The organism is Paenibacillus sp. URB8-2, from assembly GCF_013393385.1.
Taxonomy (GTDB): domain Bacteria; phylum Bacillota; class Bacilli; order Paenibacillales; family Paenibacillaceae; genus Paenibacillus_AQ.
Genome location: NZ_AP023239.1, coordinates 2,750,259 through 2,765,669, shown reverse-complemented (window position 1 = coordinate 2,765,669; position 15,411 = coordinate 2,750,259). Strand labels below are relative to the sequence as shown.

At 45.1% G+C, this 15,411-nt stretch carries 11 protein-coding genes and 1 other annotated feature; of the genes, 5 read left to right on the top strand and 6 right to left on the bottom strand.

Annotated features, from left to right (window positions below; translation table 11 throughout):
* Positions 1-171 precede the first annotated feature (171 nt).
* The 3 genes from PUR_RS12680 to PUR_RS12670 all read left to right on the top strand — a co-directional run bounded on the left by PUR_RS12680 (position 172) and on the right by PUR_RS12670 (position 4,504).
* Positions 172-1,914, top strand: coding sequence for a cache domain-containing sensor histidine kinase (locus PUR_RS12680; RefSeq protein WP_179035552.1), 1,743 nt, complete (start codon positions 172-174; stop codon positions 1,912-1,914).
* Between the two features lie 4 nt (positions 1,915-1,918).
* Positions 1,919-3,532, top strand: coding sequence for a response regulator (locus PUR_RS12675; RefSeq protein WP_179035551.1), 1,614 nt, complete (start codon positions 1,919-1,921; stop codon positions 3,530-3,532).
* 93 nt (positions 3,533-3,625) lie between these two features.
* Positions 3,626-4,504 (top strand): ornithine carbamoyltransferase, encoded by an 879-nt coding sequence (locus PUR_RS12670; protein ID WP_232101839.1) that lies wholly within the window; start codon positions 3,626-3,628, stop codon positions 4,502-4,504.
* A 12-nt stretch (positions 4,505-4,516) separates the two neighbouring features.
* Here PUR_RS12670 and PUR_RS12665 read toward each other — a convergent pair whose 3' ends face one another.
* Entirely contained in the window at positions 4,517-4,939 is a 423-nt protein-coding gene (locus PUR_RS12665; RefSeq protein ID WP_442953838.1) for an Lrp/AsnC family transcriptional regulator, read from the bottom strand.
* Positions 4,940-5,109: 170 nt separating this feature from the next.
* Here PUR_RS12665 and PUR_RS12660 point away from each other — a divergent pair, with 170 nt between their 5' ends.
* The gene (locus tag PUR_RS12660) at positions 5,110-5,574 is read left to right on the top strand and encodes a VOC family protein (RefSeq protein ID WP_179035549.1); all 465 of its coding nucleotides are present in this window, start codon (positions 5,110-5,112) and stop codon (positions 5,572-5,574) included.
* Between the two features lie 246 nt (positions 5,575-5,820).
* On the opposite strand, the gene PUR_RS12655 is transcribed toward PUR_RS12660, so the two are convergent.
* The 5 genes from PUR_RS12655 to PUR_RS12635 all read right to left on the bottom strand — a co-directional run bounded on the left by PUR_RS12655 (position 5,821) and on the right by PUR_RS12635 (position 13,080).
* Complete coding sequence (locus PUR_RS12655; RefSeq protein ID WP_179035548.1) at positions 5,821-6,576, bottom strand: class I SAM-dependent methyltransferase; 756 nt, start codon at positions 6,574-6,576, stop codon at positions 5,821-5,823.
* Between the two features lie 255 nt (positions 6,577-6,831).
* A complete protein-coding gene (abc-f, locus tag PUR_RS12650; protein WP_179035547.1) occupies positions 6,832-8,319 on the bottom strand; it encodes a ribosomal protection-like ABC-F family protein in 1,488 nt (495 codons plus the stop codon).
* Positions 8,320-9,472: 1,153 nt separating this feature from the next.
* A complete protein-coding gene (locus PUR_RS12645) occupies positions 9,473-9,868 on the bottom strand; it encodes a collagen-like protein (protein WP_179035546.1) in 396 nt (131 codons plus the stop codon).
* Between the two features lie 1,007 nt (positions 9,869-10,875).
* Entirely contained in the window at positions 10,876-12,228 is a 1,353-nt protein-coding gene (locus PUR_RS12640; protein ID WP_179035545.1) for an RNA-guided endonuclease TnpB family protein, read from the bottom strand.
* Positions 12,229-12,531: 303 nt separating this feature from the next.
* Positions 12,532-13,080, bottom strand: coding sequence for a GNAT family N-acetyltransferase (locus PUR_RS12635; RefSeq protein ID WP_179035544.1), 549 nt, complete (start codon positions 13,078-13,080; stop codon positions 12,532-12,534).
* A gap of 207 nt (positions 13,081-13,287) precedes the next feature.
* Positions 13,288-13,559: a binding site (T-box leader), on the top strand.
* Positions 13,560-13,647: 88 nt separating this feature from the next.
* Between PUR_RS12635 and PUR_RS12630 the strand changes: the two genes are divergently transcribed.
* Complete coding sequence (locus PUR_RS12630) at positions 13,648-15,396, top strand: glutamine--tRNA ligase/YqeY domain fusion protein (protein WP_179035543.1); 1,749 nt, start codon at positions 13,648-13,650, stop codon at positions 15,394-15,396.
* The last annotated feature ends 15 nt before the right edge of the window (positions 15,397-15,411 follow it).

The window sequence follows — 15,411 nt, the reverse complement described above, 5'->3', positions numbered from 1 at the left end:
GAAAAGTTGACGTTATACAGACTTTTGTATGCGCTTTCCGGACTTTGAGGCGAAACGGTGCCGGATTCTTATGTTTTTTTCTCACAAAGGTTTTATAATATTTTTGTTACTATAAAATAAAACGCATTCATTAAATGAAACGCGCAGGAAAGGACGCGGCTCTGAAGGCCTATGGCAAAAAAAACAAGAAACAAACCTTATCCCATCAAGCATTATGTAAAAATCATGATTATCATTTCTTTCACAGTGCTTGTTTTGGACTTTGTCATCAGCTTCGCTTCCATTATCATCGTCAAGCAGCAATCCACACGGTATTTGCAGGACACGGCCGACTTGTATATTAATCGGATCAATCATGATTTTGCTTACATCAATCACTATATGGGCTGGACGCTAGCGAACGATGATAGCCTGAACATGATGAATGCTTACGGGCTTAACAGCACTCCGTTCTTAAAAGCCAACGACAATCTGTATAAACGTTTTACCGAGCTGCAAAAAAATTACGGGCAGGAATATAACTTCTTTTTCTATTTGAAGAACCAGTCCTTTTTTCTGAATTGCGCGCCGATCAGCATTTCCTATACGGATTACCGAAAACTGAAAGATCAGATTGTTTCCTACATAGAGGATAAGAACCTGTTCGAGAAATTTTATTCGAAATGGACGCCTGTCCTTGTGGGCGGCAAGTACTATATTATCAACATTCTGCCTTACTACAATCGTTATTTAGTCGCCCTCATATCCGCGGATGACCTGATCCGGCCCCTTCGTCAGATCAATCTTGGAGAGGCAGGCTATGCGTCGCTGGTGGATATACAGGGAAGAAACTTATCCACTCCGTTATCCGAAAGCCAAATATCATCGCAAAAAGATAAGGCCTACTCTGTTCTGGATTTCCTTCGTTCAGGAAGGATGGTCAGTAACGAGTTCTCCAACGCAACGTTCAGCGTCAAAATGGTCATCAAATTCGGGGCGTTTGAGAAGATCATGATTGCCCAACTGCTCATAATGCTGCTGTTCTTTATCGTAGTGTTTGTCTTAAGCGCCGTAATGCTGTTATTTAGAAAAAGGGTGCTTGGCCCTATACGAAGCTTCTCGCGGAATCTTGCGCGCATTAACGAAGGCGAAGCGCCGGCGGATATCAAAAGCGGCAAAATTATCGAGCTGGAGCAGGCGAACGCGCAGTTTAAAGATCTGGTTGAGCAAATCAAAACATTTAAAATCGCCATGTACGAACAGGAACTGGAGAAACAAAGAATTCGGCTGGACTATATGAAGCTTCAGATCAAACCCCATTTTTTCCTGAACTGCCTGACGAGCATTTACAGTATGGCGCAAATTCAAATGTATGAGGAAATCGAGAACATGGCGATGTCGACCTCCAAGTATTTCCGGTATATTTTTCAGAGCGGCGAGAACTTTGTCCGTCTGGAGGATGAAATCGAGCATGTCCGCACTTATCTTAATATTCAAAAATCGCGCTACCAGGGCGCCTTCTCCTACCGCATCGAGCAGTCGGAAGATACAATCGGCACCCTGGTGCCGCCGCTTATGCTTCAGACCTTTATCGAGAACTCGGTTAAATACGCCGTTTCGAGAGACCACGAGCTGCAAATTACGCTGACGGTGTTCAAGCGAATACGGGCCGCAGAAGAGGAAATGACCGTAATCCGAATTGCCGATACCGGCCCGGGATTTCCGCCGGATATCCTTGAAAAGTTGGCGAATGGCGAGCCATTCATGCAAACCGGCGGCAGGCGGATCGGCATTATGAATGTCCTGCAGCGATTGAACCTTCTTTACCGCCAAAAGGCGAACGTCGGTTTTACCAATGGTGAAGACGGCGGCGCCTGCGTGACCATAGCCCTTCCTCCATTAACACGGACTGATGAACAGCCAAAAGAGGTGTAATCCAATGAACATTTTGCTGGTTGATGATGACTATTATGTAATTACGGCATTGGAGAAAAAAATAGCCTGGAAAGCGTTATCCATTGAAAATATTTATACCGCTTACAATGTTGCGCAAGCGCGCGAGATTCTGCTTCGGCATCCGGTGCAAATTGTCATATGCGATATTGAAATGCCCCAGGGAAGCGGGCTTGATCTGCTCGCATGGATTCGGGAGGAGCAGTACAGCGTACAGGCGATCATTCTGACCAATTACGCGGACTTCAACTATGCCCAAAAAGCGATCGAGCTGCAAAGCTTCGATTATTTCCTGAAGCCGATCGAGTTCGACAAGTTAACGCTCATTATTCAAAAAGCCGTCGCTAAAGCGAACGAGCAGCAAAGCAATGAAAAAGCAATACACGAAGGGCATTTATGGCAGAAAAATCGGATGACCCTGCTGGAGGATTTCTGGCGCAGATTGATCCTGGGGAAAGATTTCCCGTCAAGTCCTTCCTCTTTCGCCGCTTTCATGGAGGAGCAAAATCTTCCCTACGAGGCGGAAGATCTCTTTCTCCCCGTTCTGGTCAATCTTTTCCCGTATGATAAAAGCTTGGGCGATGACGATAAAAGCCTGTTCGATTACGCGCTGCTGAATGTGATGTATGAGCTGTTTCAGAACCCCGGCTTCTCGGTTGAGACGATTACGGAATTCAAGGAATATAACTGGATGGTTATTCTGAAATGGAATCATGCGCCTGATCCCCGGATGATTGAAAGCATCTGCTCTTCTTTTATCGGGCATGCCAACAAGTATCTCAAATGCGACGCCTGCTGCAATATCGCCGTATCCCGAACGCTTGAACACATCCGTAAAGCGATCAAAGACCTCCTGCATTTAAACGAGGAGATGATCAAGCACCGCAACCGGATATTTTGGCTGGAACACTATCACCGCCAGGAAGCGGTCTATACACCACCGAACCTGAGTCTGCTGGAACAATTGCTGAATGAAAATGACTATGACGCCTTTTTGAAAGAAACGGGGGATTATTTGCACAAACTCAATCAAGGCCAAGTCCTGAACACGTCGGTCCTTAGCCTGCTTCGGCTCGATATTGCCCAGCTTGTCTATGCCCATTTGAAAGACAAAGAAATTGAGGCTCATAAATTGTATACGGGGCGAACCGGCGATCAATTGTTCATGCAGTCATTGAACTCCATTGAAGATATGCAGAAATATATTGGCTATTTGGTGAGCACCGCCGCGGAATACCGACATTTTGCCGAAGAGCCCAAATCCGTCGCCCAGGAAATCAAGCACTACATCCATACCCATTGCGGCGATGATTTGTCCAGGATGAGTCTGGCAGAGACCGTCTACCTCAATCCGGACTATTTGGCAAGGCTCTTCAAAAAGGAAACGGGTATTTCGCTCGGCAATTATATCATCCAAACCCGGATTGCTGCGGCCAAGCATCTGCTTGAAACGACTCATCAGTCGGTATATACGATCGCAAGCAAGGTTGGGTATGCTAATTATTCGCATTTTTCCAAGCTGTTCAAACAAGAGGCCGGATGCAGTCCGATTGAATACCGGAAAAACCGGAAAGAACCGGCATCGGCCCCTCCGATTTAATTCGGAGAACAGGCTGAAAATAGTGTATACTAATGCATATATTTGTATATTATTTCACTATTCTGACTCGCCCAACTTATATATAAGGACGTGATGACACTGCATTTTCTGGATATTGAGGATTGGAAGCCGGAACAGATCCAAGACATTTTTGGCCTGACCGACCGGCTTTGTCAGAACCGGGAACAGCCCCTGCTTCTAGGAAAAACGTTCATTTTATTTTTTCCCGAATCGAGTCTTCGCACGAGAGTAAGCTTTGAAAAAGGCATCCGCGATCTGCGGGGTGAGTGTATTTGCATGCCGCCGGAAGCTCTGAATAAGAGAGAACAGCTCGCCGATGTCATAGCCTATATGGCGAACTGGGCCGACGCGGCCGTAGTCCGGCATTCGGATCTCCATAAACTTCGGGAACTGTCGAGGTGTGCTTCGATTCCTGTCATCAATGCCATGACTTCGGAGAACCATCCGTGCGAAATCATGTCCGACCTTTATGCCATCAGCAGACGGAGGCCGGATTACAAGGACCTGGTCTATACCTTTGTGGGTTCGGCGGGTAACATCAGCCGAACATGGATGAGCATGGCGAAGATGATGAATCTGAACTTCCACCATGTCTGCTCAGAGGGCAATGCGCTTGGGCCGGAAACCGCCAATTATAAGTTTCATATCAGTCTGGACGGGATATTGCCTGACAGCGACATCCTTCTGACCGATTCTTTGCCGGAGGAATACCGGACGGCCGAATACATAGGGAAATACCAGCTAAATTTGCAGCGGATGCGGATGACCAAGCCCGGCGCGATGCTCAATCCGTGTCCGCCTTTCTTCAGAGGGGAAGAAGTCTCTGCGGATGCCATCGACTCGGATTATTTTGTCGGATATGAATTCAAAAAATGTCTACTGTATGTCCAGCAGGCCATTATGCTGTACTGCCTTTATCACTCGGAGCGTGCAGTTGTCATGGAAAAATAGCTTTCCATCCATTTAGAGCAAAACCCTGTTCTCCAATATATTTTTCAAACTGATATGAGACTTTGAAGGTCCGAACTTTATAAGGCAATCTTGAAATTCGGCAAGTTCCTCAATAGATGCGGTTTGTACCTTAATGAGATAATTGTATTCACCACTAATGCGAAAGAAATCAGTTACTTCCATAGCATTCTTACAAAAATCAGTGATCTCTTGGCAATGTTCTGTTTTTAATAGAATAAAAGTGGTCGTGCCTCGATTCAGTTCCCGTAAACTAAAAACTGTGTTATACCCAGAAATGATGTTTTTTTCTTCCAACTTGATCATTCTTTCTTTAACGGATGGTTGCGACATCGCAACCTCTTTGCTGATTTGAGAAATGGACATTCGCGCATTGTACTGAAGTAATGCCATGATCTTTTTATCAATGTCATCCATAAGATGTTCCAAATCAAGAACCCCCTGAACCTATTTAATAAAATAAACCTATTCAACTGAAATACCATATATTCAATAACCATATTACTATAAAACACTTATCTTTTGTATGTATCTCACATTTTAATGTAACTATAATAAATATATATAATATAAGGGAGCGATTATAGATGAGCTTAAAAGGCCTTTCACATGTAGCGATCCAAGCCAGAGATTATAAAGCAACCATTACATTCTATATTGAAGTTCTAGGGTTCAAGTTAGGGCATCATTGGAGTCTACCACTATTTCAAATCAAAGAAGCTTCAATGCTGATTTCACCCGACCAAAGAACCTGCATTGAGATCTTTGATAACGACGCTGTCATCCCAGCTCAAGGGAAGAAAGCATCGTCCGAAGAAGATATAGCTCACGGAGCGTTATTACATTTAGCCTTCTATGTAGATAATGTAGATGAAATGTACCAAAAAGCCCTTTCTCATGGAGCAAAGGCTTTTATAGAACCGGATTACCTTTCTCTTGGGGAACCTCCTCTGGTAGTAAAGAACGCTGTCATTCACAGTCCCAACGGAGAAGTTATCGAATTTATTGAAGATGTTGATTTTGATATGTCTACCAAAGCCCATGTGAATTAAGTTTTCAGAAAAATAAATTTACATCAGTATATAAAGAAGAAGCCACTCCGACAATGGAGTGGTTTTCTTTGAAATATCAGAAAGTATAAGCTTCGCGCTTATCCTTAACCTGATATTTTTACGAGAAACGGATACCTTCCTCTTCCAGAGGACGGCGCAGCCGTTTCTTCTTAGATAGAACTTCTCTTTTATTGCACAATCGTAATCCGTCATATCGATTCTTCAACTCATGCTCCCTAAGTGATATTAAATCTCTCCCCAATATAACTCTGTTTCATATATATAAGGTACTTTACCGTTTTTCTCATATCGATTAAATAACTTTATTAATTCGTCCATCATAGGTCCGTAGTTAGGATGTTCAGGCATAGGAGTATAGGAGGAAGACATTACTCTTCCACTTAGACCCTCAAAATCAAATAATTGTTGTATTTTAAAAACGGACTTCTCCATAGTATTTTCTTTAAAGAATAATTGCAATTCATCTTCCGAAATGTTTTTGTGATTCACTTCGGAGTAATCAATACCATAGTTAAGCAATAAATGTTCTATCCCTTCTAAAAAAGGGGTTCCTTTTGTTTGACGTGTATTCCAAACTAAAATAACCTTACCACGTTCTTTTAGAATTCGTTTAAATTCCATTTTTGTAACCGTACGATCGAACCAGTGGAACACTTGTGCACAAACTATAAAGTCTACGGAATTGTCACGTAAACATGTTGATTCTGCTGAACCTGCCACAGCACGAAAGTTGGATTCATGTCCAAGTATTTGTTCAGAAGCTTTTCGCATTTCCTGATCTGGTTCTACTGCAATAACATTAGTACCTCTTTCAACTAGTAATTCAGATAATTTTCCTGTTCCTGCCCCAATATCAGCCACGGTCGAATTCTCATCAAGTTTGACAATATCATATAAATAATCTATCGCGTCACTAGGATATGTTGGACGATATTTCACATAATCTTTAACTCTGTTTGAAAATGATTGCTTTATGTCCATCACCATACTCCTCCATTTGTTATTAATAGGATTTTCATTAGACAACGATGTTACCTATGTATCGAATATATCCACCGCCTCCTCTGTTCCCTTCTTATCTGACACTTAGCTAAAGGTGAAATCCTGCGAATTCATGAGCCTGAATGAGAAAACTAAATCATATTGAGGGAGTTTAATCTCCCCCTTTTCAAAAAGTTGTTTGTAAAGCTTTCTGCCGTTGAAATCATGTTTAACTCCTAGTCACTTTGCATAAATCTAACCCCCACCGAGTTCAATCGTTTTCGTGGCGACACGGTCGTGAAATTCCCGATCATGCTCCACGAACACAATGGTCGGCGCGTACTCAAGCAGCAGCTCTTCAATCTGCATCCGGGAAATCACGTCGACAAAGTTGAGCGGTTCGTCCCAAATATGCAGATGAGCCTCTTCGCATAGGCTTCTCGCGATCAGAACCTTCTTCTTCTGCCCGCCGCTAAACGCCGACATATCCTTCTCAAACTGGATGCGGGCGAAATCAAGCTTACGCAACAGGGTCTTAAATAAGCTTTCGTCGATTCCGTGCTCTACTGCATAATCGGAAAGTGATCCTCGCAGATGAGAGGTACTCTGGGATACATAGGAAACGCGAAGCTGCGGCTCCGGCCGAAACGTGCCTGTATAGTGAAGCGCCTCGCCGTTGAGCAGGCGGAGCAAGCTAGACTTGCCCGAACCGTTTGGACCTGAAATTGCGATCCGATCCCCTTGTTCGATCGTCAAACGAACGTTCTCGCAAACCGGTCTTACCCCGTAGTAAATCGTGACGTGATCCAGCACGACCAGTTCGGATTTGGGATATGCGAGCTGAGAGATCACAAGGCTTTCTGACTGTTCGATATTTCGGAGCAGTTTCGACTTCTCCTCTACAGCGGCGGTTTGCCGCTGCTCGATGGATTTCGCGCGTTTCATCATTTTTGCTGCTTTGTGACCGACGTATCCCTTGTCCAGCTTGGAGCCGGAGTTTCGTGTACCGTTTTTCGATTTTTCGATCTCGTGAGACCAGCCGCTCGTGCGTTTGACAGAAGTCGATAAACGCTGTACGTCTTTGTACAACTTTTCGTTTTGTGCCAATTCGAACTTGTCCTGGCGAGTTTTGTTCGTCCACCAGCTTGAGAAGCTGCCTTTTTGGATTTCGATATTCATTTTGTTGATCGATAGAATGTGATCGACGCAGCGGTCGAGAAATGCCCGATCGTGTGAAACAAGAATAAAACCGCGTTTCGTATTCAGATAATCGCCAACAAGCTTTCGTGCGTGAAAATCGAGATGATTGGTCGGTTCATCGATGAGCAGAAATCGATTGTCCTGGATGAACAGCACGGCCAGCAGTACCTTCGTCTGCTCGCCTTGGGACAACGATTCGAATGGCCGGTACAACACGTCTTCCGAAACCTTAAGCAGGTTCAGTTCGCGCATCAACTTCCAGCGCTCATAGCCTGGGACGATCTCTTCGATGACGTCGACGGTCAAATATTCCGGATGTTCGACGGGAAACGGAAAATAATCAAAAGCGACCGGTGCGGAGATCGTGCCGCTGTATTCGTATTTCCCCTGCAGCAGGTTAAAGAACGTCGTTTTCCCCCGACCGTTTCGCCCTGTAAACCCTAGCTTCCAGTCTGTATCGATTTGAAAATGAACATTTTCGAATATAAGGTCATAGCTACCTGGATAGGCAAAAGTAAGATTGGATACCTGTATCGCGGGCATGGCGATCATCCTTTCATATGGAAATAAAAAGAGCCGCAAGAAAGGTGCTTTCTTGCGGCTCTGATCCATACGAGGAAATCCGGCCCCATTCCAAGGGGCCGGATGACTGTCCGGATAGGGAGCGCAAACGAAATGCAGACCTTTCTTGCAGAGACGAAATAAACCAACCACAGCCAATAGCTGAGTCCGTTCTTTTCGTGATCTCACAGCAAGAAAGTTCTACATGTATTCGTTCAACTCCCGTCATCAAAATTACGTACAGTTTATCACAATCGTAATTTAACTACAACCTGCGCCGTCCCGTTTAGGCTGAAGCCTTGCGAAGCTCCGCCATGCTCTTCGCTTGATTCCTGTTATTTCACTATCCTGCCAGTTAGTTTAATCCATATTGTACCATAAATCACAGTTGTCGTATCACTTTAAAATTTACTCATAGTCGGTCGATGGATGCGCCTACGGTCATATCTGACAACGACAAACATAAAAAAGGTGTAAACCATCCCCCACCCCTAACCCCCTCATGAGAACGAGTACACTGCCTTGTATGGCATGGTTCAATGCTACATGAAGTTTCAGCTTCCCCCTACCAAAACCGTTCAGAAAGCCATGAAGCGAAGTAACCAGAATCCAATGGAAGTCATCGATCGGCTATGTTTGAGAGTGTACGGAGTATGAAGTCAACAGACCAACTATAAAAGTGGTTTCTTTCGAGCAGGTTCACCAAGTCTTAACAGGCTTCTCAACGGTAATAACGAAGGTTGAACCAATGAAACAAAAAGACTTGCTTCACTCTATAATAAACAAGATCACTGTAAATGTTGGAAACAATCCCGACTAGAGAAGCGTCAAGGACATTGAATTGTTCTTTGACGCTTCAATTAACGATGACTTTGTGCTTACTTATGGTACGGTTCACCGCGCTGTCTGTAACGGCAAGTTATAAGGCCATCCTTTGCGGGGCAGTCCTTTCTTTGATCTCGCTTTGTTTAATTATCTTTTCCCGGTGTCTTTTGCAGGATTCACAACCCCCGGATTTTCTCGCGAGCCAACCCACTGCAAGCCCGAACCATTGACTCTTGGATGATAGCGGTATACACGAAAAGTCGCACAACAAAGAGAACAGCCCGCAGGCTGTTCTCTTTCGCTGTCTGCCTTAGAAGCAGGTGAACGAGCGAATCCGATTCAAATCAATGCCGAAGTACGCCCAGAAGAAACCGAACCATCTGAACCCTGCAATAGAATTACGCCCGACGAATACCGGGAAGAACCAGAATTGCTCGCCGTTGTTCAGCCAAATGTATGTGTTGCGGAACAGGCAGCGTCTGATCCCGCCGGGGTCGACGGCAAATGTGGTGGCCGACATTTGCGGTACGAATTGCGGTGGAGGAACCGTCGGCGCTTGAACGCCTCCCGGTGCACCCCCCGGAAGTCCCGGTGTCCCCGGAAATTGTCCGGGAAATCCACCTGGAACCCCCGGTCCTCCCGGCACGCCAGGTCCGCCCGGGGACCCTGGAAATCCGCCGGTTCCCGGCGTTGGAAAAAATCCCATATGTGATCGCTCCTTTCAATGAGTAGGCATAATCATCATATGCATTCGCGGAAAGGGCGCTTGGGCGAATGCCCATAAACTTGTGGTACGGTTCACCGTAAATTATCCTGCAGTCTATCGAGTTTGCTTGCTGAATTCGTATTCGCGTGACGATATGTAATAAAAACAGGATTTTACTCAACTAATGGGAAGTTAAGTTCAATAAAGAGGTGGAATAAATGTTAAACTGAAGGTTGGGAGGGCTTATAGATATGTTTAAACCAATTCTAAGTGTAGGAATTTATTTTTTAGCTATTTTACTTCTTAGTTACTATTTTGTAGGGGTTAGTTTTATAAAGGCTTTACAAATGGCATCTCTTATTACAATTGTACATGTTTTAATGCATTTTATCGATAGACTCTACAAGTGGTGGACTAATAAGTTATGAGCACTTGAAAACAAGTCCTAAACTTAACTATCGGGATTCTACAGTTAGATAAAAGAAAAGTTCTATAAAGGAACCACTCCATTGTAGCAGGAGTGGCTCTTGGTCTTTATAAACCGATGTAAATTTTGTGGTCAAAATGCACTTTGTGTTTAGATATATTACGATGATACGTATATAGTTTTAACCCGTTTGGTTGAGTTAACCTGCCCGTGAACAAAGGCAGCCGATCTACCGCTGCTTTCGTGTCTTTTTTCAACTATCGTTTTCCGTAAGCTTAATCTCACTGTGTAGGGACTATTTGTATGTAGTGAAAGAACCCCCTAACCAATTTTGGTTACGGGGTTCATGGAACTTATCCAATCGGAAAATAAATATCCATAAATACTAAACCGTCAATTTCCAGTACCTCTTCAAGCCAATATCTTTCTTATTCGCATGATGTTTTATAGCCTTTGCTGTTTACCCAGCTTGCAAGTTTTTTCCACCCCATTGGTATACGGTGAACTCTCCCCACTTAGCTTACGCATGAAGTGGGGGCTTCTGTTGGCATCGATACAGGGTTGCACACGCTTGCGAGCTTCATGATTGAAGGCTCAACGCCTGTTGCACCCGAATGAGGGAAGCCAACGTCCAATACGTTCGTTTTGCCAATGAAGGGTCTTTGGCCTCCAAGGACAACCACATCTTTTCAGATGTGGCTTTGTGTATACTGCGCAACACGTATCGTGCGCCGATGTTATACGAGGCATTAAGGTCCGCGTGATACGTTTTGCCTGTTGCGAATACAGCAACATCACGCTTCGGGTTTCGTTTTACAAATCCACTGCCATCAAAAGCAAGCGCGCTTGTATTCGCAGGGTTGACCATGGAAACCCGCATTCCCAAGAAATGCGCCATTTCGGTCACTTTTGTTTGGATGCGCCGTTTCGCCCAAAACTGGAGTTTGGCACGAAGTCGCTTGGCTCCCCACGTTCCTTTAGGCAGACGCATCTTGCCTAAATACTCCATGACAATGACATCTGCGCTGTGCTTTTGGGCAAAGGCGATGATTCGATGCGCGGTATCGTGGACGATATGCGTCTGTAAGCCGTTCATCCGCCGCCAGAAATTCGGTTTTGCCCCTATACCGGATTGTCGCTGGGCTTGTTTCAGTTTGCCTGTGATTTGGCGCAATCGATCTTTTTCTTTGGCTTGGTTGATAAATGTCCTCGCCAAGACAGTGCCGCTTACGTCCATCACGGAACAGACTGCGGAATTCGTTAAGCCTAAATCAACGGCACACACCCGCTGCTTGGAAATTTCCGCCTGAGTCAACTTCACATCCCCTTCATAGGCGATATGAAGGGCATAGCGTTTTCCTTTTCGGACTAATGTGGGGCTGCATTCTTTCATGCTCCACACGTTACGTTTGAATAGGTCTTGGCCTTTAAAGGTAATGGGGAGCCAGACCCAATCGCCTTGATGAAATATCTTAATGTTGGCTGCCCTATCGGAGGTTCGAATGAACATATTGCCTTTGTACAAGCAAGGGAATGCCTGATGCTGAGCTTGGAGTGTCGGCGGTTTCTTCGAAAAGCGTTTCCCCTCTTGCTGGGCGTGTTGCCGCTCGGCTTGCCAAAGCTGAAAACGGGAATGATGACTTTTCACCATGCCAAATGCTTCTGCAATGGCACTTCTGCGGAAGTACGAAGGAAACTTATAGAAGCGTTGATCAAACTCGGTGTAGAGCGGATTCGGATTATGCCTGGTACGGTGAGTCAGCCTTTCTACCGCCGTCACAACCGCTTGGGCGGATAACGGTTCCAAGGCCATAAACTGCTCTTGAATGACCGTAATCAAGAACGATAACGCCTCTTGATACGCAAGGAGAGTCGCATCTAGCATGCGGTGGTGAGACGTAATCGTATATTTGAGTGTTTTGACCACCTTCATGAGATACACCTCCATCGCAAGTTTGATGGATCTAGCATAACACAAGAACATATGTTTGTTAAGCAGACGTGTCTAACCCCCACCTTCGCTGTTGGATGGAAAACTGCGGGAACCGCAGGGATCGCTTGGTATACGATTTTTCGTGAGAAAAAATCGATATGAATTCCACTCAGTTGAAGGGATTACCCAAGAATCCCCCACCAAGTGTTAGCTAAGTGGGGGAGTGTTCAATTCAATTGATGTTGGCATCTCTAATAACTTATATGAATGACAAATTGATGAATCAGAGAGTTGGATTAGGAATTATTCTTTAAATCTTCCCATCATATAAGTGTTATAGTATTTTCCGTCTGAAAGGATTCTATCTTTTTTCATTAGACCTTCGATTTCAAAACCGAGTCTTTTATACAGTTCAATCGCTTTTTCATTCGTTTCCAAAACACCATTTAACACAATTTTTTTAATGCCATTGGCGTCAGCCCAAGAAATTGTTTCTTTCATGAGATTTTTCCCAATCCCATATCCCCAGAAATCTTTTAATACACCTAATCCAAATTCCACTTTATGTGAGAATCTTTTCAATTCATAACCTTCACATCTTGAATAACCTATTATCCTCCCATCCATTTCTGCAACTAAAAATAAGTTTCTAGGATGGTTAGTATCTGTTTCAATAATTTTTTCAAATCCCGCTTGGTCTATAAACGCCTCTCCTTTTTCTCTGTCCATATTTTCGGTTTCTCCATCAATCTGAAATCTTAATTCAGACAAATTTTTTGCGTCACTTTCAACAGCAGATCTAATCGTGTAGTTTAATTCTTTAACATTGAAATCTTGTCGGTTGATAATCATGAATTACACTCCATTCATATTTGAATCTTATTAGAGTTTTTAGTCATGGATCACTTGATGAGGAAAACTATTGTACTTCTAATTTACGAAAATAAAAATGACTTTTTTTCTTACTCAGAAGAGCATCCAAGGATTGCGAACATTAAAGTTCTGATATCGCCTATGCCCTTGCTGTCGAAAAATAATTTTGCTAAGATAAGGCCAATATACAACGCGATGACGAGAAGAGTAGACGTTGATTATCTTTGAACAGAGAGCCCGGGTGCTGAGAATGGGTAAAGATAGCGACGTTGAATCAAGCCTTCGAGCGGCCCGCCGGAACTGGGCAAATAGCCAGAGGGATGGCGGGACGGGAGCTCCCGATACAGAGCTAGGGTATAACCGTTGTCTGCCAGTCGAGCAGCGCCGTACCCAATGAGGCCGGTATGGCGACATATCGGCAAACCCGGGGTGGCACCACGAAGAATTTCGTCCCCAAGACTAAACGTCTTGGAGGTGAAGTTCTTTTTTTGTTGCATGTGGCCAATAGGCATGCTGAATGCCATCAATAAGGGAGGAAAAAATACAATGAAAGAAAATACCCCAACGCCGTACCCCTCGGACAGTTCGACGATTGACGGCAAACAATCTGAAGAGGGCGATACCCTAGCCGACTCTTCCGCAGCTGGAAGTTACCTGGAAGTTCTAATCCGCGAAGATCTCCAAAGCGGACGGTTTACCCGTCCAATTTGCACTCGGTTTCCGCCGGAGCCTAACGGCTATCTGCATATCGGCAGTGCTTATGCGATTCACACGAGCTACACTGCCGCCCATGCATTCGGTGGTGTATTCCATCTTAGATTCGACGATACCAATCCGCTGAAGGAGGACATCGCGTATGTAGAGTCCATTCTGAAGGATATTGAGTGGCTGGGCTACAGCCCTAAAGGGCATGTCTATTATGGTTCGGATTATTCGGAACAGATCTTTGATGCGGCCATCAGGTTAATTGAGCGAGGGAGGGCATACGTTTGCGACCTTTCATCTGCTGAATTGGCAGCGAGCCGGGGAACCCTGACCGAGCCCGGCACAGATAGCCCCTTTCGAAATCGGACACCGGAGGAGAATCTGCGGTTATTCGCCGAGATGCGAAATGGTAAGTATCCTGACGCCTCTCGCGTCTTGAGAGCAAAAATCGATATGGCTTCTCCGAATATCAATTTGCGCGATCCGGTACTGTATCGAATTATTCACACACCGCACTACCGTACGGGAGATGCCTGGTGTATATTTCCGATGTATGATTTTGCCCATCCAATCCAGGATGCCATTGAAGGTATTACTCATTCTCTGTGCTCCATTGAATTCAAGGACCATCGTCCACTATACGAATGGGTTTTAAATGAATTGGAGATTTCGGAGCCTCCACGGCAATGGGAATTCGGGCGGGTTAACATCGCCGGAGCAGTAACCAGCAAACGTTATCTGCGCCAACTAGTAGGTGCAGGGTTGGTAGATGGCTGGGATGATCCCCGACTACCGACGATTTCCGGAATGCGCCGACGTGGCTTCACACCGGAGAGTATCCGCAGTTTTATCAGCAGTATTGGACTGGCGCGGCAACAAACCATAGTAGACCTCTCCCTACTGGAGCACAAGCTTCGGCAGGATCTGAAGGAGAGCGTTCCAGCAGTCATGACGGTCATCGATCCACTAAAGGTTGTTATCGTCAACTTTCCGGAAGATGATGAGGAAGTGCTGACAATCGAAAACAATCCGGCAAATGAAAAAATGGGCAAGCGAAAGGTACCATTCTCTCGAGAACTGTTCATCGAGCGAGAAGACTTCATGGAGTCCCCGGTCAAAGGCTTTCACAGGCTGTCGCCGGGCGCTGAGGTGCGGCTTAAGGGGGCCTACTTCATCCGCTGTGTGGAGATTATCAGGGAAATTGACGGTACCATCACCGAGATTCGCTGTACCTATGATCCCAAGACGAAAAGCGGTAGCGGCTTCACAGAACGCAAGGTTAAGGGAACTATCCATTGGGTATCCGCCCGACATGTTGAAAAGTGCGAGCTCCGTCTTTACGATTCGTTGCTGCTTCCTGACGCAGAAATTGGAGCATCCGAGGATGGCTGGGAGGCATGTTTGAATCCAGATTCATTACAAGTTGTAGAGAATGCTCTGATTGAGCCTGGGGTGCGGCAGGCAAAGCCGGGCAGCAGATTCCAGTTCATCCGAAACGGTTACTTTATTTTAGATTCTGTCAGCAGGCCGGCAGATGGCAAACTAGTATTCAACCGAATCGTGCCCTTGAAGGACGGCTGGAAAAAATAACACTCTAAACGGAAC

What these genes read in the sequence shown, in the direction of transcription:
- PUR_RS12670 (WP_232101839.1), top strand. Translation starts at nt 3,626, where the DNA reads ATGACACTGCATTTTCTGGATATTGAGGATTGGAAGCCGGAACAGATC.
- PUR_RS12660 (WP_179035549.1), top strand. Translation starts at nt 5,110, where the DNA reads ATGAGCTTAAAAGGCCTTTCACATGTAGCGATCCAAGCCAGAGATTAT.
- PUR_RS12675 (WP_179035551.1), top strand. Translation starts at nt 1,919, where the DNA reads ATGAACATTTTGCTGGTTGATGATGACTATTATGTAATTACGGCATTG.
- PUR_RS12635 (WP_179035544.1), bottom strand. Translation starts at nt 13,080, where the DNA reads ATGATTATCAACCGACAAGATTTCAATGTTAAAGAATTAAACTACACG.
- PUR_RS12630 (WP_179035543.1), top strand. Translation starts at nt 13,648, where the DNA reads ATGAAAGAAAATACCCCAACGCCGTACCCCTCGGACAGTTCGACGATT.
- PUR_RS12680 (WP_179035552.1), top strand. Translation starts at nt 172, where the DNA reads ATGGCAAAAAAAACAAGAAACAAACCTTATCCCATCAAGCATTATGTA.
- PUR_RS12640 (WP_179035545.1), bottom strand. Translation starts at nt 12,228, where the DNA reads ATGAAGGTGGTCAAAACACTCAAATATACGATTACGTCTCACCACCGC.
- PUR_RS12645 (WP_179035546.1), bottom strand. Translation starts at nt 9,868, where the DNA reads ATGGGATTTTTTCCAACGCCGGGAACCGGCGGATTTCCAGGGTCCCCG.
- PUR_RS12665 (WP_442953838.1), bottom strand. Translation starts at nt 4,939, where the DNA reads ATGGATGACATTGATAAAAAGATCATGGCATTACTTCAGTACAATGCG.
- PUR_RS12655 (WP_179035548.1), bottom strand. Translation starts at nt 6,576, where the DNA reads ATGGACATAAAGCAATCATTTTCAAACAGAGTTAAAGATTATGTGAAA.
- abc-f (WP_179035547.1), bottom strand. Translation starts at nt 8,319, where the DNA reads ATGCCCGCGATACAGGTATCCAATCTTACTTTTGCCTATCCAGGTAGC.